Source organism: Mucilaginibacter sp., assembly GCF_039921305.1.
GTDB lineage: Bacteria > Bacteroidota > Bacteroidia > Sphingobacteriales > Sphingobacteriaceae > Mucilaginibacter.
Window position 1 is genome coordinate 71,918 of record NZ_JBDSCA010000023.1, and the last position, 18,836, is coordinate 90,753.

Below are 18,836 nucleotides of genomic sequence, written 5' to 3' on the forward strand. Positions count from 1 at the left end.
GAAAATTAAAAAGCCTGCTTATCACCTTTTATAGATAGCCAAAACGTCAAAATGATGATTTTGATATCTAATATGAACGACCAGTTTTCCAGATACCATACATCGGCTTCTACACGCTCAAGCATGGCATCAATAGTTTTAGTTTCGCCACGTAAGCCGTTTACCTGTGCCCAACCGGTAATACCGGGTTTCAAAAAATGGCGCACCATAAACCTATCAATCAGTTGTGAATATTGCTCGGTATGACTTATCATATGTGGGCGTGGACCTACGATTGACATGTTACCTATCAGCACATTAAAAAACTGCGGCAGTTCATCAATACTGGTTTTACGTAAAAACCGGCCAACACGTGTTATCCGGGCATCAGTACGAGTAGCTTGCACTTTGTCCGAATTGCTATTAACGCTCATACTCCTGAACTTGTAACAATAAAAGGGGTTGTTGTCGCGTCCGGACCGAAGCTGAACAAATAATATTGGTCCTTGGCTCTCTAACTTAATAATGATAGACAATATTGGGTATAGCCAGCTAAAAATAAATACAATAACAAATAACGAAAATAAAATATCAAAGCCGCGTTTAACACCACGGTTTAACATATTTTCGAGCGGCTCGGATCTGATAGAAATGATTGGAATATTACCAAAACTTTGAAGATAGGTTGGCTTTTTAATATATTCGTGATACTCCGGAACTATTTTAAAACGGATCAAGTTACGATCGGCATCAATCATTAAGCGTTCAATAATATCATGCTCAGAGTAAGGCAAGGCGCAATAAATCTCATCAACTTTATTGTTGAGCACATACTCCATACAGTAATCTGTGTTGCCTAAGTATAAATGCTTTTCGGATACCCGTGATTGTTCGTCGTCAAAAAAACCAAGCAGGTCATATCCACGGAAGGGGTTATTTCTAAAATAGGTTCGCAATTCGTTACCGGCGCGGCCTGCTCCAACTATAATAACCTTTCGTGAATCATTAAGCATGGCCCTATCGCTGCGGCGGATAGTTAAAAAGATAAGCTTCCAGAACGCCAGCATGGTTCCGAACAATATGATCGAGTAAAACAGGTATTCGCGGGTAATAAAATAAGCTTTGGTACCAATTACAATTAATATAGTAACGCAAATAAGGCACACAAACAACAGATAGGTTTGAAAAACGCTGCGATAAGTTTTGATAGAGTCTTTATTCAACACCTGCTCGTATAAGCCGGTTATATTGGCCGATAATAACCATATCAAATTAAAAACCAGTACAACTGGTAAATATTGTTTATTGTTTATCCATACGATGAGGGAATCATCCAATATTAGATAGGCGGCTACCATTGATACATTAAGCACTAAGTAATCAACAGTGAGGTTTATTGCCTTAAAAAATGTTGCGTACCTGTGAACCATACTCTTAACAAGGATATTATTATCAACCAACTAAATTAGCACTTATTTGCAATTCATCAAAAATATAATCGCTAAGCGAAGGTAGTTTCACGTTTTTTATACCTAAGAAACAAATTATATAATCTGACCATGTAAGTTAAATACATATTTGGTATTGAACTGCTCAACAGTTATTAACGACGGGTAATACTTATAATACCGATCAAGACTGCGGCTATAGATGCCAAGGCTCCTGTTACAGTTCCAAATTCGGCTAAAGAAACTCCCTTTTTTGTCGGTTTTCTAGGAATTATAATTTCACTCCCTGCCTTAACTTCGGGATAGGAGTGAATGAATAAGAAATTATGAGTTGACTTGACCGATCCGTTTGCATATACAACATAGGCTCTTTTTTTTAATGCTTCGGGAGAAAATCCGCCTGCATTGTCAACAAAATCGTTTAGAGATTTTGATTTGGTATATACAACCGCATTTGGAAACAATACTTCGCCATTAACTCTTACCAATTGCTGCTCTTTAGGTATCCGTAAAACATCACCTTCTTCTAATATTAGATCAAACCTTGAACCTGGTTTTTCCAATATCTTTTTCAAATCAATACCAACAAGGCTATTTCTAAACTGCTCATCTACGTTGGTAGTTGAATCTTTTAATGTTCTTTTTATATGTTGTGCCCGGGCAACTTTTTCTTGTTGTAAAGCTGCGGGATCAATTTTTTCCTTTTCGGCATTTATACCCAATGTATTGGGACGATTTAATGTACCCGATTCTACATCGGCAAATATAGTTACCCCCCCAGCACGCTTAACCAGATCTGATATTTTTTCATCTTTATTACGTATGATATAAGGCCCCGGATACAGCACTTCACCCTCTACTCTAACTGTACGTTGTTTTTCATAACCGGGTGAAGAGTATATTGATACTACATCAAACGGTTGTAGAATAAATGGCTTTTTGTTTACTTTAAAATCCGGATCAATATCAATAATAGAGATATTGGCCGTAGGCGAATTTTTTTGATTAGGATCGGCATTATTAATACGACGGGCCACTTCGATGCGGTTAGGGCTTGCCGATTGAGTAAAACCACCGGCCTGAACTACAAGATCTTCTACAGACATATTGTCTGCATAAGCGAATTGCCCGCCTTGACGCACCTCACCATTAATACTAACTGTATATTGGTCGCGCAGATCAAAAATTGATGGGATAGTAACCACATCTTCCTTTTTCAATATAATATCCGGAACGGTACTCTTTACAATTCCCCTAACATCAAAAGAAACAAGTTCTGTTGTGTTATCACTTCTTAAACGGCTGATAAACCCGCGCGAAGCAAAAGCATCTCGTTTTAACCCTGCGGCCTTAGCTATTAATTGTGATAACATTAAGCCCTTTTCTAATTCAAAGATCCCAGGTCTTGTTACGGCACCATAAATAGAGACCCTGTTTTGATAAGAATCTAAAATACGATCAACAGTATAATTATCACCACGTAATGGTATATAGTTGCCAAAATCGGCAGATTTTATGTCGACAACCTTTTTTTCCTGATCAGTTAACTGAACAACCTTTATGGTTGAAGTATAAGCCGATTCGGTAAAACCACCTGCAAAGCCAATTACATCTTTAAGTGTTTCGCCAGGCAAAACTTCAAATATAGCCGGAGTTTTAACCTGGCCGGTTAACGAAACTTGCACTTTGTAAGTTGGTACGCGTACTATATCACCGTCTTGCAAACGGATATCATCTTTTTTACTTCCCGTAAGTTTAAAATCGTAGACATCTAATTTGCGGATCACACTATTATCCCTTATCACTTCTATTTCCCTCAGTGAACCATTTCTATTAGGACCACCCGATAAATAAAGCGCATTGAAAACGGTTGATAATGATGATAAAGTAATTGTGCCCGGCTTAACAATTTCGCCCACCATATACACCTTAATGCTGCGAATGTTACCAAGAGATACCGAAACATTAGTTCCGTGATCTATTGCATAATTGGCAGCTTTTAATTTTGATTTGATCATACCAGTAGCTTGCTCAATAGTTTTACCGCCAATATTAACAACACCAACTGTGGGTATTTGTATTTTACCATCTGGGCTAACATTTAGCTTCCAATTGGCTAACGAATTACCATACACATCTATAACAATTTGATCATCAGGTCCAACTACATAGTTTTGAGGTGTTGCAATACGCAAACTAGGTTCAAAAGTTAAATTAGAATTATTAAATAATTCTGACCCGAATACTATTGGCCCGCGAGGCTGATTTACACCACCTCCTGATCCTTTTTTATCTTTTTCAGTATCATCCGATATATCCTCACCATTTATTTTGCGTTTTGCCTCGTCATCGGCCATATTAACGTCTTTTGCTGTACGGATAATACTAATACGATTTTGTAGCTTATTAGCCTCACTCTCGGGCATACCTTTTGCAATAGCAGCCTGGCGTATTTGCTCATCACTCATACCAGATGCCTTGGCCTTTTGCACCATATCCCTAAGTTGGGCATCACTCACATCATCCGATTTTGTTGGAACTGTAGTTAAAGGGGTTGTGGTGGTTGAAGTTGACCCTGTTGATGTAGTTTGTGCATTTGCTATTTTAATACTCATTAAAAAAATGCATATGAATATCGCTATAGCTCCTCTAAAAAAATATCTCATTTTAATTATTTGTTTGGCTAATTTTATTAGCTTTTTATTAAATTTATACAAAATTACAAATTAAAACGGGCTGTTATAATTATAATGTTACAATCGCCCGTCGGTAATGTTTACTGCTAACATGCCTTTAATATCATATATAACAGATCGTTTTTCTTTTTTCAATTTATCAAAATCCAAATCTTTAAATTGGTTGTGGGGCACAGCCAATACTATGGCATCATACTGGTTATGGTAATTAAGCGCTGCTATTATATCAATGCCATACTCAAGCTGCACTTCTGTAGGGTTAGCCCATGGGTCGTATATATGGTAATCGGCTTCAAAATCTTTTAACTGGTTTACAATATCAATAACCCGCGTGTTGCGTACATCAGTACAATTTTCTTTAAATGTAAAACCTAAAACTAATATTTTGGAGTTTTTAACAGCGATATCATTTTTGATCATCAGCTTAACCACTTCTAAAGCCACATATTTACCCATGCCATCGTTCAAACGGCGGCCTGCTAAAATAATTTCGGGGTGGTAACCCAACTCCTGTGCTTTTTGTGCCAAATAGTACGGATCAACACCTGTACAATGCCCGCCAACTAAACCCGGCTTAAAATTTAAAAAGTTCCATTTGGTACCTGCGGCAGCTAAAACATCATGGCTATCAATACCCATCAGGTTAAATATTTTTGACAACTCGTTCACAAAAGCAATGTTAATATCCCGTTGCGAGTTTTCTATTACTTTGCAAGCTTCGGCAACTTTAATACTGGGTGCCTTGTGTGTTCCGGCAGTTATGATAGATTGGTAAAGGCCATCAATAAAATCGGCAGCCTCTGGGGTTGAACCCGATGTTACTTTTAGGATATTAGTTAAGTGATGCACTTTATCGCCCGGATTAATACGCTCTGGCGAGTATCCTGCGAAAAAATCTTCGTTAAATTTCAATCCCGATACCTGCTCTAATATGGGTACGCAGACCTCTTCCGTACAGCCCGGGTAAACAGTTGATTCATAAATAACCACATCGCCCTTTTTCAAAAAACCGGCAACAGTTTGGGTTGCTTTGATAATTAAGCTCAGATCGGGACGGTTATGTTTATCAGTTGGGGTTGGTACTACTATAATGTAAATATTGCTATCGGCAATGCTGTTAAAATCCGTTGAACAGTACAGCCCTTTATCAGGATCATTTGCGTTTAAAACCGATGTTAGTTTGGAATTTTCAATTTCGAGAGTACTGTCGATACCGCTATTCACCTCATCAACACGCCTTTTCTTTAGGTCGAAACCTGTTACGGGGTATTTTGTTGCAAATTCAACAGCCAAAGGCAATCCTACGTATCCTAAGCCAATAATAGCTATTTTTTTTCTTTGAGGGGTGTTAAACATTTTATAGATAGAGGCACCTTTTTATGGGTGCATGCAAATATATCCAATTTGTTAATATGTAACCATACTTTGGGCTTAAACGATTAAATTGGGATTTGGTTTGATTGATATCGAAATATATTACGCGTTGTATATCTGGTATACTCCCGTAATACAATGCTCTGTTGCCGAGCCTATCAAAACTGTAGCTATCCGTTTTTCGCGCATTAATTGCTCAACCTGGCTCAAATACTCTTCACCATCAACAATAATTGGGCTTTTTGTCATCATACCGGGGATGTGTAATTGTGTGGTATCAGCATTAGCTACCAAGGCCCGGCGCAAGTCGCCATCGGTAACAACCCCTTCTATCCTTTCCGAATCACCAATAATTACCATACCCAACCGGCCTTCGCTCATTTTAAGAACCAGATCTGTAAAAGACGCGTTTATATTAATGAATGGCAGATTATCGGTACGCATAAAATCTTTAACACGGGTTAAAAGCTTTTTACCCAGGCTACCTCCCGGATGAAACCTTGCAAAATCGGCAGGTTGAAACCCTCTTACTTCCATTAATGCTACAGCAACTGCATCGCCCATAACCAGAGCAGCGGTTGTTGATGAGGTTGGCGCCAGTTTTAACGGACAAGCCTCGCTCTTGATAGCTATATTTAAATGATGTGTACAATTTTTCGCTATGGTTGAGTTAGGGTCGCCAGTCATGGCAATTAACTCATTACCGTTCCATTTTAAGTATGGGATGATCTTTAACAATTCGTCTGTTTCGCCGGAGTAGGATATCAGCATTACAATATCATCCGCTCCTATCATACCCAAATCGCCATGAAAAGCCTCGCCGGGATGCAAAAAGAAACTTGATGTGCCAGTGCTTGACAGTGTTGCCGATATTTTTTTACCGATCAAGCCCGATTTGCCTATCCCGGTAACAATAAGCTTGCCCTTACCTTCCAGTATAGTTTCAATCACATCGCTAAAGCTATCGTCAATTAACTCAACTACGTGCTGCAGCGATTCTATCTCTACATTAAAAACCCGTTTTGCTATATCTTTCATTACCGTATTAATGGTGCGATAACAGATTCCAATTCATGCAGTTTTACCTGGTTAGGGCCATCGCTCCAGGCATTATCCGGATCGGGATGGGTTTCTATAAAGTAACCATCGGCACCAAACGCTTTAGCGGCAAGGGCCATCATAGGTACAAAGGTACGATCGCCACCTGTTTTGCCACCTGCGCCACCTGGGCGCTGTACCGAATGCGTGCAATCCATACAAACCGGGTGGCCAAACTGCTTCATATCGTGTACATTCCTAAAATCTACTGCTAAGTTGTTGTAACCAAACATGTTACCACGCTCGGTTAAAATTACTTGTTTGTTGCCCGAATCAATTACCTTTTGCGCCGGGTAAAACATATCCTGACCAGATAAGAACTGCGCTTTTTTTACATTTACAATTTTACCGGTTTCGGCAGCAGCAACCAACAAATCGGTTTGTCGGCATAAAAAGGCAGGAATCTGTAAAATATCAACTACCTGGCCTGCAATAGCTGCCTGGTAAGGCTCGTGAATATCGGTAGTTAAAGGCAGGTTAAAACGTTCTTTTACCATAGCAAGCATCTCCAAACCCTTTTCGAGGCCTGGCCCGCGTTGCGAGTGGATAGATGTACGATTAGCCTTATCAAACGATGATTTGAAAACTACGGGTACATTATACTTTTGGCCAAGGGTTGCAACCTGCTCGGCAACTGTGTATAATAGATCCTGGCTTTCCATTACGCATGGACCTAAGATGAAAAAAGTGTTACTGCTTATCTGATCAAACAACATAGGGTAGTAATTAGATACCGCAAAGATGAAAATTATTGCCGGATTGTAAGCGGAAATAGTTTAAACCGATCGTCCAACTCAAAAAAATCAAACCTTCCCCAAACTACGACTTTCGTTAATAATTCGATATTTAATTTCACCCGATTATGAAAGCACAGTATAAAAATTATGTCTTTATAAAAAAAGACCATACAAATATGCATTTATGAGTTATTAACATATTGATAATCTTGATGATGTGGAAAAAATAATGTGTTAAAATTCGTTAAAAAATTAGTCTGGTAACTCTATAGATTATATATTTGGTCAATTGTTAATTTATCAATTTTAAACCACTCGTTCTTTATGGTAAATAATGAGGTCAGTTATAAAAACATGGAAAGCTCTTGCTTTCCATGTTTTTTTGTTTAACCCTATACTGCCTTCTTCAGCTATCCGCTTTTCGCCCTACCTAAACAAGTTTGCCTATCCCTGGCAATATTTTATCTAAGCATCAATTTTTTAGTACTCAAGAACAACAAGACGCGCGTTTGTATCAAAATGTTACCACTGTTTAAATACCAATTCTGCAAATATACCACGCAGACAAATTAATAAATATTTATTTAATATTCAATATGTTACCGCAATCGTTCCCGGCAACGATTGCACAGTTTTATATCTATAAATATTTTTATTGTTAAAATATTAAATTGATAATTGACGCATAATCTAACCAATTAGTACTTATTATTAACCTTTGAGAAAATGAAAAAATTATTAGGATTTTTTATGCTTTCGTGCGCGCTTTTAAGTTGCCAAAAAAGCAGCAATGTAACTCCCGCGCAAAGCGAGGAAGTTGCGGTGTTAAACGCGCCGGGTGTAAATTCACAATCATTTGCAAGCACAACGGTAACTACCGAAGCGGCCCTGAAAACCGCTGTTGCCAATGCCCATGCTGGTGATGTGATTACCATTAGCGGAACCATTAATTTAACCAGCACACTACAATTGCTGGTTAGCGGAACATCAAGTTCGAAGATCAACCTTTCGGGCGGTACGCTTAATTGCTCGGGTATATCATCGGGCTGGGGTGTAAAAGTTAATGGCAGCTATTGGAACATCCAAAATATCACTATAAAAAATGCACCAAGCTGCGGTATTGTTTTCCAATCAGGTGGCTATAATTACGCCTATAAAATAATCTCGACCGGGAATAAAGATTCGGGCATACAGGTTTACAATGGCGCTCATGATGATAATATTACCTATTGCACTTCATCCGAAAACTATGATACAGCCGCTGGTGGTGAAAATGCTGATGGTTTTGCCTGTAAGCTATCTGCCGGTAAAAACAATAAGTTTGACCACTGTACGGCTTATCATAACTCTGACGATGGTTGGGATCTTTATGGCCAGCCGTATACAGTAACTATCACTAATTGCACATCAACCAACAACGGTTACGGTGGCTCGGGAGATGGTAATGGCTTTAAGTTGGGTAGCGCGGGCCAGGTTGTGGCTCATACTGTTACCAATTGCACATCAAGCAATAATACCAAGTCTGGCTATGATGGTAATGGAAATACCGGCCATATTACCACCACCGGTAGCGGAGGCAGTGGCAATGGGTATGCTTTATTTTACCGTATTTACTAATTAACCAAATTATTTAACTGTATTAATGGTTAGTTATGCAAAAGGAGTTGCCTTTAAACAGGTCAACTTCTTTTGTGTGTAAGTGCAGCAACATGTGTTAATGCTTGTTAATTTTTGCTTTTAGCATACAACAATTTGTACCTTTCGGCTGTTTACACTTCATTAACCTTAACTGCTTTAATGCTACGTTACTTTTTTATATTAACCATACTATCATCAATAATTTGCTTTGAAGCTAAAGCGCAGGGTACTTTAATGGGCCGTATTTATGAGTATAATACGCACATCCATTTACAATCTATAAAAGTTACCAATTTAAACAGCAGGCAATACACCCTTAGCGATACTGCCGGGATATTCTATATTTATGCCAAACCCGGCGATCTGTTGGTATTTAAAGGCTATGCTTACCAGCCTGATACGGTATCTATAGTTAATAAAAATCATATGGAAGTTTTTTTGGTGCCCGAAGGCAAAACGCTGAAGGAAGTTAACGTTGCCGGAACAGCAGCTGAAACTAAATTAGGTAGCCTTAAAGACCCTACTTTAACCGGCGCTCCGGTAACTTACCAACGCAATGCCGATGGCTCATATAAAGGCGGTATTGCTTTACGATTTGGCTATGGTAAGGATAAAAAAGCCATCCGCAGCAAACAGCTTACGGATGAGGAAATTGCCGATGAACAGATTGATGATGCCTTTAACGAAAAAACCGTTAGCCAAACCATACCCTTGCGAGGACAGGAGCTTAAGGATTTTATTTTGATGTACCGCCCGGCACGCGAAGTTTTTAAGGCGCGCGGTTTTAACATGACCATATACCTTAACGATAACTATAAAAAGTATATGGCCTTACCAGCGGATAAGCGTAAACCAAACGGACCGTAAATAAAATTTACGGTTTCAGATTTACGATTATTATCCCGATTAAAGTATCTGGAGCTTAGTTCATTTTACCAACAATAACCTTACAAAACTTGTCGAAATCAAAGTATTGGTTGGCTAATATTAGAATTTGTTGTGGTGTGATGCTTCGGATAATTTCGGTATAACGATCATAATATTCAAAATCCAATCCCGAAAAGTAAACGTTTTTGAATTTATCAGCATGCGAAAATACATTCTCAAGGCTACCCAGCAGCGAGCCGAGCATGTAGTTTTTAACCAGCGAAAGTTCTTCATCGCTTATCAATTCTGTTTTCAGAATGTTGATCTCTTTTTCGATCTCGGTCATGGTGGCATTGGTTACATCCGCGCCAACTTCGGTAGCTATAAAAATGGAACCACTATGCTTCATGGATGACGTAGCCGAACCTATGCCGTAAGTGTAACCTTTATCCTCGCGAATATTATTCATCAACCTTGAGCTAAAGTACCCACCCAAAATGGTGTTTACAATTTGCAAAGCCGGAAAATCGGGATGAGCGCGGTTGATGGTTGGCGTACCCATACGAATAGCTGATTGCAATGCATCGGGCTTTTCAATATAGGTAAATAAATCGCCCTTGCTGTGGATTGCTGGTTGGCTTGTATCTGCCGGGGTATCGCTATTTGCCCAGTCTTTATCAAATAAATGAGTTATCGTTTTCAGGGTATCATCATCAACCTTGCCCGCTACTATAAGGGTGCAATTATTGGGCTGGTACATTTGTTTAAAATGCGCCAGCATATCGTTACGATCAAGCTGGGCATAATCCAAGGCATCCGGACTAAGACCATACATGGTATTGCCAAACATGGCATTGTTAAAAGCGCGGCGGGCTACAAAATCATTTTTTTGCAGGCTCACCTGCAATTTTTGCTGCTGGTTACGGATAAAAGTTTGCAGTTCCTTTTCGGGAAATATGGAGTTGGTTAAAATATCTTTAATAACCGGCAGTGTGCTGGCTAAGTGCTTATTTAAACAATACAAACTTACCTGCGATTGATCATAACCGTAATCGATCTGGAAAAAGGCGCCGTAATAATCAACAGCATCCGCAATTTGGGCTGCCGACATAGTTTTGGTGCCTTCGGTAAGCATGGTGTTTACGGCCACGTTTAACAATGGCTTTGCGGGGTTAAAACGCACGTTAGCAAATATCCACTCAATACGTACTAATTCTTGCTCACCAGAGTTAAACCAGTACATATTGCAGCCATTATCTAACTGCGCGTAACCCGGGGTAATTAAATTGATATGATCTATAGCCTTAAATTGGGGCGTTATGGTTCTGTCTAACATGCTATTCGGCTAAATATACCAGCGTTGATGAATTTTCTTTTCTAAATAGGGCTTGTGCCTGGTGCTGTATTTGTTGGGCTGTTATGGCAATATATCTTCCGGTTTCCAGGTTAAGCAATTCGGCATCTCCAAGAAGCTCAAAGTAAGCCAAATTCATGGCCTTATCCAGTAACGACATTTCGGAGAACACCATAGTTGATTCGGTTTTATTGCGCACTTTGGTTAATTCATCTACCGGCACCAATTCGTTTTTAATGGTTTCTAACTCTTCCCAAATGGCGGCTTCAGCTTGTTCTATGGTTACTCCTGGTAAAGGTTTGCCATCAATTATAAACATACCGGTATCAAAGCTACCCGTCATGTAAGCGTGTATATCGCTAAACAATTGCTTTTCTTTTAACAGGTTGCGGTGTAAACGAGATGAGTTACCACGGGATAAGATATCCGATATCAGATCGGTAACGTAATAGCTCTCGTCTAAACGATCTTTCATCTGGAAGGCTATATACAGCGAATTAAGCGGAACTTTAGCGGTAACAGTTGCGCGGCGTTCATCGTGCTGTTCCGGCTCTTGTGGTAAATCGCGGTTATATTTTTCACCTGCCGGGATGCTGCCAAACCATTTTTCGGCCAGTTCTTTCACCTGTTCGGTATCTACATCTCCACCTACTACCATTACGGCATTTTGCGGGTTATAGTGTTTTTTGAAGAAGGCTTTTACGTCTTCAATTTTAGCGTATTCGATATGCGAAAGCTCTTTACCTATGGTTGCCCAGCGATACGGGTGGTTTTTATAAACCATTGGCCGCAGTTTGAGCATTACTTCGCCATAAGGCTGATTTAAGTAGCGCTGTTTAAACTCTTCCATCACTACGTTGCGCTGCACTTCGAGGCTTTTTTCGCTAAAGGCAAGGTTGAGCATGCGGTCGCTCTCCAACCAAAAGGCAGTTTCGATATTTACCGACGGCAGGGTGATGTAATAGTTGGTGATATCGTTACTGGTGAAGGCGTTGTTTTCGCCACCTACACGTTGCAAAGGTTCGTCGTAATTGGGAATGTTGATCGATCCGCCAAACATCAGGTGCTCAAATAAGTGGGCGAAGCCGGTTTGCTCGGGGTTTTCGTCGCGGGCGCCAACGTCATACAAAACGTTGAGCACTGCCATTGGTGTAGTTTTATCTTCGTGAACAACAACGCGAAGGCCATTGCTGAGTGTGAAACGGTTGAATTTAACCATGTAGCTTAATATGTTTTCAAATAAAAACGGATTGCAAATGTAAAAACTTTACTGGCTTTTAGTATAAACAGCATTGACAGGAATGTTAAATTATGCAGGTGGACAATTATGTTAAGCTATTGTGAATATTTAATTAATAAATAAAAACCTTAAAACAAAGTAAAACGGGTACCTGTTATATCTACATATAATTCTCCATGAAAAACATTCTTGTGTTGATCAATCTTTCTGCCGGAGCAGAACGGATCGCTAAACTATCATTAAAAGTTGCCCAGCAGCTTAATGCTAACCTGTTGCTATGCAATGTGTTTGAGTTGCCGGTAAGCAAACCACTGGCTTATGCCGGGTACGATGATATGCACAACCATGCAGAAGAAAAGCCTTATACCAGCATTGATGAACTTGCCGACAATTTAAAAACTCACTACTATTATGAGCACCGCAATGCTACGCACCATCCTAAAATAAACCGCTTGCAAAACATTGTTTTTAACAGCGATAAAATAAAGGATATAGTTGCAGAGAACCAGGTGAACATGATTATTACCGGCACGCATGATTTGCTCGAATTAAATAATTCGGGATTGTTGTATGTGATAAACAAGGCTAACTGTCCGGTTTTGGTGATCCCCGCTGATGTAAATTTCAATACGTTGGATAGCACCGCTTATTTAACCGATCTGCGTTATTGCGATGTAGAGGTTGTGCGGTTCTTAAGAGATTTTAATGCTAAAATATTTGTAACGCATGTATCAAGCAGCGGGATACCGGATATGGAAGATGCCTACGCGCAGAGTTTATTAACTGATGCCATTGCCAACAGGGTTGGTTACAACAAGTTATTTTTGCGTAATATTAAAGGGGTAAACCGTAAAAAAGACCTTGAAGTAGTTACCACTACCGAGGCCATTCAGTTTTTCACGATAGTAAACCGCAAGCATTATGTATTGGAACGGTTTTTATCAGATACCGGTGACGCCCGCCGCAATTACCATAGTGTTCCTTTGCTTATAATGCCTTACCCTAACTGGTATCAAGCCTGAATACTAACTGAAAGCAATTTTTTAATGCCAGCTTAAATAGACTTTATTAAAATCTTTATATATCTCCTGGATAAACTTACTTTTGTTATTGTAGGTATTTGCTTTATGCACTGCCTGCATCATAAATTAAGATACCATGTGGCATAACAATATATTAGATACCATTGGCAACACGCCGCTGGTAAAGCTGAACAAAATCACCAAAGACATCCCGGCAACGGTTTTAGCAAAAATTGAAACTACTAACCCCGGTAATTCAATTAAAGACCGTATGGCACTCAAGATGATTGAGGACGCCGAAAAAAGTGGTGCCTTAAAACCCGGCGGAACTATTATAGAAGGTACATCGGGCAATACGGGTATGGGCCTGGCTATGGCTGCTATTATTAAGGGCTACAAATGTATTTTTACCACTACGGATAAGCAATCGAAAGAGAAAGTTGATGCCTTGCGCGCCTTTGGTGCTGAGGTAATTGTTTGCCCAACCAATGTTGACCCGGAGGATGCACGATCATACTATTCCGTATCATCACGCCTGGTTAGGGAAACGCCAAATTCGTGGAAACCTAACCAGTACGATAACTTATCAAACTCGCAGGCGCACTATGAGCAAACCGGCCCCGAAATATGGAAACAAACCGAAGGCAAAATAACGCATTTGGTTGTGGGCGTGGGCACCGGCGGCACCATATCGGGTACAGCCAAGTACTTAAAAGAGCAAAACCCGAATGTTAAGGTTTTAGGCATTGATACTTATGGATCGGTGTTTAAGAAATATAAAGAAACTGGTATTTTTGATAAGAACGAGATATACCCCTATATAACCGAAGGTATTGGCGAAGACTTTTTACCGCAGAACGTCGATTTTACTTTAATAGATCATTTTGAAAAAGTAACCGATAAGGATGCCGCCTTAATGACCCGCGAAATCACCTTAAAAGAGGGCATTTTTGCAGGTAACTCATCAGGATCGGCAATTGCTGGTGTTTTACAAATGCGCCATATGTTTAAAGAGGGCGATGTTGTGGTAGTGATATTCCCGGATCATGGCTCGCGCTACGTGGGTAAGATGTTTAACGAGGACTGGTTGCGCGAACGCGGTTTCCTTGCTGATGAAAAACAAACAGCCCGCACCATTTTGTCTAAAAAAGAAAAGCAGGAGATTATTACTATAGATTGCGAAAAAACGATCTTGGAAGCTATTAATACTATTAAATCACTTAACATATCGCAAATACCGGTAACCCAAAAAGGTATGGTGATAGGTAAAATTACTGAAAGTGATATTTTGGATGCCTTATTAGAAAACCCGGCATTGCGCTCACAACCATTGAAAAGCATCGCTACTGCGCCTTTCCCATTTGTTGACTTGAATACGGGTATCAATAAAATATCATCGCTCATCAATAAAGATAATACTGCTGTTTTGGTTGAGGACGATAAGGGGAATATTGAGATCATTACGCAGTACGATATTATAAATGCGATAAGCGGGTGATAAAAAAAGCGTACAAGAATAATTCCTGTACGCTTTCAGATCAACAAATTCTATTTACAAGCAAATTATGGGGTTACGGTAACCGATAGGTTTTCGTAATCCCAATATAACCTCACATTGTCTGGGTTACCATCCGGCACATCGGAAGTATTTACATAATTGGTATTGGCATAAAGGGTATGTGTACCTGTATAGGTCCATTGTATGGTTATATAGTCTCCATATTGCATATCAAAGCCCTGGTCAATAACAGTGTATGGAGAATCGGATGACCAGTATACATCATAACATGGGGTATCCAGTTCGTGTGTAAAGGCATAATCGGCATAGTAGGTTACAGAGGTAGCAACAACAGGTGCGGCATCACCGTCTATTTGCGCCTTTGCATTGTTTGTAAATAACACCAACACAATTAGGGCAGTTGCATATTTTACAACGTGCTTAATTTGAACAACATTCAATAACTGTTTTAAATTTTTCATAATAATAGGTTTTTGATTAATAACTGTTTAAGCTGATCTGCTACATAAAATAACGTGCTATTAATTATAATAAAGTTGGTATTATTATCTTATCAATAAGTTATCTTGACATGTTTTAATATCATATTTAAACCAATAACCAAAAAACACAATTAAAAAAAGCCACTCCGAAACAATCGAAATGGCTTTTTAAATATGCAAAACAGCTATCCCTTTTAGGGGCTGGGAGACTAATATTCTAAAGGCACGGTAGGTTCCTTTTTACTGGTGCTCATGATCATCATGGTTTGGAAGGTTTTAACTACCGTGATCTTGCTGATCTTATCCATGATCAATTGCTCGTATGCCTTGATATCGCGCACGTAAACTTTTAATAAAAAATCGCACTGGCCGGTTACGTGGTGGCACTCGGTTACTTCTTTAATGGCCTTTATCTCATCAACAAAAACCTGGATGGTGTTGTTCTTGTGAAAATCCAACGAAACCTGGATAAAAGTTTTGATGCCTAAACCCAATTTTTCTTCGTCAACCAAAGCGTGGTAGCTTTTGATATACTCTGCGTTTTCAAGTTTACGCACACGCTCTAAAGTAGGCGCGGGCGATAGCCCTATCTCGCTCGAAAGTTGCAAATTGGTTATTCTTCCATTCTCTTGAAGGATCTTTAGAATCTGTAGGTCTAATTTATCTATTTCAGCTGCCATAATGGTTACAAATATAAATTTTTGGCTCAAACAAAATAATATTTTTTCAAATTGATATAAAAGCAATATAAATTCTTTTTTAATTATAAATTTAGACAGGTCTAAATTTATAATTAGATTTGTTTAAATGAACTCATACACAGAAGAAAACTACCTCAAAGCCATATACCATTTATCGATAAACGGCAACGAAAGTGTGAGTACCAACAGCATCGCGGCGGTAATGAACACTAAGGCAGCGTCGGTAACAGATATGTTGAAGAAACTGTTTGAAAAAAAACTGATCAATTACGCGCGCTACCAGGGAGTAAGTTTAACCGACGAGGGCAAGACCATAGCCGTGAGCATAGTGCGTAAACACCGTTTATGGGAGTTTTTTTTGGTAGAGAAGCTACAATTTAAATGGGACGAGGTACATGACGTGGCCGAAGAATTAGAGCACATTACGAGTGCTGAACTGGTGGACAGGTTGGATAAATTTTTAGGCTTCCCGAAATATGATCCGCATGGCGACCCGATACCCGATGTTAATGGGCGTTTTAACACAAACGAGTTAAAACCTATATCAGAACTTCTGGTTAATGGTGGGGGCATTATTATGGGTGTGCGCGAACACATGCCGCAGTTTTTACAATACCTCGAAAAAATGAAGTTAACTATAGGAAACCATATTAAAGTAATTGAAGTGGTTGAATACGATCAGTCGGTAATAATACAGCTGAATACCGAAGATACCTTTGGCATTAGCAGAGATGTAGCGAAAAACATTTTAGTAAGAATATGAGCGAGAAACAAGGAGCATCATTAGGAAACGTTCATAGCACAGTTGAAACCCAGGGCAAGGTTGGCTGGAAACGCATAATGGCCTTTTTAGGTCCGGCATATTTAGTTAGCGTGGGCTATATGGACCCGGGCAACTGGGCTACCGATTTAGCCGGGGGCAGCGAATTTGGTTACAAGCTGATATGGGTTTTATTGTTATCAAACCTTATCGCTTTATTACTACAATCGTTAAGTACCCGTTTGGGGATTGTACGCGGATTGGATCTGGCGCAAGCCTCAAAAAAAACCTATCCCCGTTTTGTAAACTTTTGCCTTTATATACTGGCCCAGATCGCCATTATAGCCTGCGACCTGGCCGAGATCATCGGGATGGCGATTGGTTTGCAATTGCTGTTTCATCTGCCCTTGCTTTGGGGCGTATCACTCACCATTACCGATACCGTTTTGTTGCTGTTTTTGATGAACAAAGGAATGCGCAAGCTGGAAGCGTTCATTATTTCGATGATCTTTATTATCGGCGTTGCCTTTTTGGTAGAGATGTTTATTGTAGAACCCAACTTTGGCGATATTGCCAAGGGATTTATACCCAGTAACCTGTTTGGGCACGATGTGGCCAGTAAAAAAATGCTTTATATTGCCATTGGTATTATTGGCGCTACAGTTATGCCGCATAACTTATACCTGCACTCGTCATTAGTGCAAACCCGTAAGATAGAGCGGACTGACGAGGGTATTAAAAATGCCATCCGCTTTAATTTTATTGATACCAGCATCGCGTTAAACCTGGCTTTTTTTGTAAACGCGGCCATATTGATATTGGCGGCAAGCGCCTTTTACCGGAATGGTTATTTTGAGGTAGCCGAAATACAGGATGCATATAAATTATTAGAACATATATTTGGCGCCCTAGCACCTGCGCTATTCGCCATCGCCTTGATCGCATCCGGACAAAGCTCTACCATTACGGGTACCCTTGCCGGCCAAATTATTATGGAGGGCCACATTAACCTACGGATACAACCCTGGTTACGTCGCCTTTTAACCCGTTTGCTGGCTATTTTACCGGCGGTGCTAACCATAGTCTACTTTGGCGACGAAGCGCTTGGCAGCCTGATCATACTGAGCCAGGTTGTGCTGAGTTTACAGCTCGGTTTCGCGGTTATCCCGCTGATCCATTTTACATCAGACAAGATGCGTATGGGGAAATTCGCAATCGGCACTAAAGTAAAAATACTGGCATGGTTAAGCGCGGCTATTATTGTATCACTAAATATTAAACTGGTTGTTGAACAGATATTTGACTGGATCAAACTTTACCCCAATGCCCAGATCTGGATATATGCTACCGTAGTACCGCTTACACTTGGAATTATCGCTTTGCTATTGTATGTTTTTTTAAAACCTATATTGAAACTTCCCGAAGAGAAACCGGTACGCGTTCCGCACGGATTGGCAACATCAATAACAAATTTGGATGTTACTTCATACAAACACATTGGGGTTACGATAGATTTTTCGAGTAACGACCGGGATTCTATCCGCCATGCTATTATGCAGGGTGGTAAAGGTGCCGAGTACACTTTAATACACATTGTTGAAACAGCAGCTGCAAACTATCACGGCACCGAAGTAATGGACCACGAAACACAAAGCGATGAAGAAAATCTGGATAAATATGTAAAAGCGCTTGACTTATTAGATTATAAATCGACAGCTAAAATTGGTTACGGTAATGCAGCTAACGCCATTGCTCAGATTGTAAATGATGAGCATATTGATTTTATGGTAATGGGCGCACACGGCCATAAGGCCTTAAAAGATATTATATTCGGTACTACGGTTGACAAGGTTAGGCACAGGGTTAACGTACCGATATTGATTGTGAAGCCGGGGACGAAGTAGGATTAAACATTGCGTAC

15 protein-coding genes are annotated in these 18,836 nt (G+C 39.8%); 6 read left to right on the forward strand and 9 right to left on the reverse strand.

Annotated elements, in window-relative coordinates; all coding sequences use genetic code 11:
- Nucleotides 1–5: 5 nt before the first annotated feature.
- The 5 genes from ABIN91_RS06135 to kdsA all read right to left on the reverse strand — a co-directional run bounded on the left by ABIN91_RS06135 (nucleotide 6) and on the right by kdsA (nucleotide 7,311).
- Nucleotides 6–1,409: an undecaprenyl-phosphate glucose phosphotransferase gene (locus ABIN91_RS06135; RefSeq protein WP_348049551.1), complete on the reverse strand. Its 1,404-nt coding sequence runs from the start codon at nucleotides 1,407–1,409 to the stop codon at nucleotides 6–8.
- 173 nt (nucleotides 1,410–1,582) lie between these two features.
- Nucleotides 1,583–4,042, reverse strand: coding sequence for an SLBB domain-containing protein (locus ABIN91_RS06140; protein ID WP_348049553.1), 2,460 nt, complete (start codon nucleotides 4,040–4,042; stop codon nucleotides 1,583–1,585).
- Nucleotides 4,043–4,180: 138 nt separating this feature from the next.
- Nucleotides 4,181–5,479 (reverse strand): nucleotide sugar dehydrogenase, encoded by a 1,299-nt coding sequence (locus ABIN91_RS06145; RefSeq protein ID WP_348049555.1) that lies wholly within the window; start codon nucleotides 5,477–5,479, stop codon nucleotides 4,181–4,183.
- Between the two features lie 120 nt (nucleotides 5,480–5,599).
- On the reverse strand, nucleotides 5,600–6,535 hold the full coding sequence (locus ABIN91_RS06150; protein ID WP_348049557.1) for a KpsF/GutQ family sugar-phosphate isomerase: 936 nt from the start codon (nucleotides 6,533–6,535) through the stop codon (nucleotides 5,600–5,602).
- Nucleotides 6,535–7,311 carry a 3-deoxy-8-phosphooctulonate synthase gene (kdsA, locus tag ABIN91_RS06155; protein WP_348049559.1) on the reverse strand — a complete coding sequence of 259 codons (777 nt, stop codon included), beginning with the start codon at nucleotides 7,309–7,311 and terminating at the stop codon, nucleotides 6,535–6,537. The genes ABIN91_RS06150 and kdsA overlap by 1 nt, the downstream gene beginning before the upstream one ends.
- Nucleotides 7,312–8,058: 747 nt before the next feature.
- On the opposite strand from kdsA, the gene ABIN91_RS06160 reads away from it, so the two are divergent.
- Both ABIN91_RS06160 and ABIN91_RS06165 read left to right on the forward strand, forming a co-directional pair.
- On the forward strand, nucleotides 8,059–8,949 hold the full coding sequence (locus ABIN91_RS06160; protein WP_348049560.1) for a right-handed parallel beta-helix repeat-containing protein: 891 nt from the start codon (nucleotides 8,059–8,061) through the stop codon (nucleotides 8,947–8,949).
- Between the two features lie 180 nt (nucleotides 8,950–9,129).
- A complete protein-coding gene (locus tag ABIN91_RS06165; protein ID WP_348049562.1) occupies nucleotides 9,130–9,837 on the forward strand; it encodes a hypothetical protein in 708 nt (235 codons plus the stop codon).
- 55 nt (nucleotides 9,838–9,892) lie between these two features.
- Here ABIN91_RS06165 and ABIN91_RS06170 read toward each other — a convergent pair whose 3' ends face one another.
- Entirely contained in the window at nucleotides 9,893–11,173 is a 1,281-nt protein-coding gene (locus ABIN91_RS06170) for a pitrilysin family protein (protein WP_348049564.1), read from the reverse strand.
- A gap of 1 nt (nucleotide 11,174) precedes the next feature.
- A complete protein-coding gene (locus ABIN91_RS06175; RefSeq protein ID WP_348049566.1) occupies nucleotides 11,175–12,410 on the reverse strand; it encodes a pitrilysin family protein in 1,236 nt (411 codons plus the stop codon).
- Between the two features lie 197 nt (nucleotides 12,411–12,607).
- Between ABIN91_RS06175 and ABIN91_RS06180 the strand changes: the two genes are divergently transcribed.
- Nucleotides 12,608–13,453 carry a universal stress protein gene (locus ABIN91_RS06180; RefSeq protein ID WP_348049567.1) on the forward strand — a complete coding sequence of 282 codons (846 nt, stop codon included), beginning with the start codon at nucleotides 12,608–12,610 and terminating at the stop codon, nucleotides 13,451–13,453.
- A 136-nt stretch (nucleotides 13,454–13,589) separates the two neighbouring features.
- Nucleotides 13,590–14,951, forward strand: coding sequence for a pyridoxal-phosphate dependent enzyme (locus ABIN91_RS06185; RefSeq protein WP_348049569.1), 1,362 nt, complete (start codon nucleotides 13,590–13,592; stop codon nucleotides 14,949–14,951).
- A gap of 65 nt (nucleotides 14,952–15,016) precedes the next feature.
- Here the strand turns inward: ABIN91_RS06185 and ABIN91_RS06190 are convergent, their stop codons facing one another.
- Both ABIN91_RS06190 and ABIN91_RS06195 read right to left on the reverse strand, forming a co-directional pair.
- Nucleotides 15,017–15,433 (reverse strand): hypothetical protein, encoded by a 417-nt coding sequence (locus tag ABIN91_RS06190; protein WP_348049571.1) that lies wholly within the window; start codon nucleotides 15,431–15,433, stop codon nucleotides 15,017–15,019.
- A gap of 230 nt (nucleotides 15,434–15,663) precedes the next feature.
- Complete coding sequence (locus ABIN91_RS06195) at nucleotides 15,664–16,134, reverse strand: Lrp/AsnC family transcriptional regulator (RefSeq protein WP_348049573.1); 471 nt, start codon at nucleotides 16,132–16,134, stop codon at nucleotides 15,664–15,666.
- A 127-nt stretch (nucleotides 16,135–16,261) separates the two neighbouring features.
- Here ABIN91_RS06195 and ABIN91_RS06200 point away from each other — a divergent pair, with 127 nt between their 5' ends.
- Nucleotides 16,262–16,918, forward strand: coding sequence for a metal-dependent transcriptional regulator (locus ABIN91_RS06200; protein ID WP_348049575.1), 657 nt, complete (start codon nucleotides 16,262–16,264; stop codon nucleotides 16,916–16,918).
- The gene (locus tag ABIN91_RS06205) at nucleotides 16,915–18,819 is read left to right on the forward strand and encodes an Nramp family divalent metal transporter (RefSeq protein WP_348049577.1); all 1,905 of its coding nucleotides are present in this window, start codon (nucleotides 16,915–16,917) and stop codon (nucleotides 18,817–18,819) included. The genes ABIN91_RS06200 and ABIN91_RS06205 overlap by 4 nt, the downstream gene beginning before the upstream one ends.
- The last annotated feature ends 17 nt before the right edge of the window (nucleotides 18,820–18,836 follow it).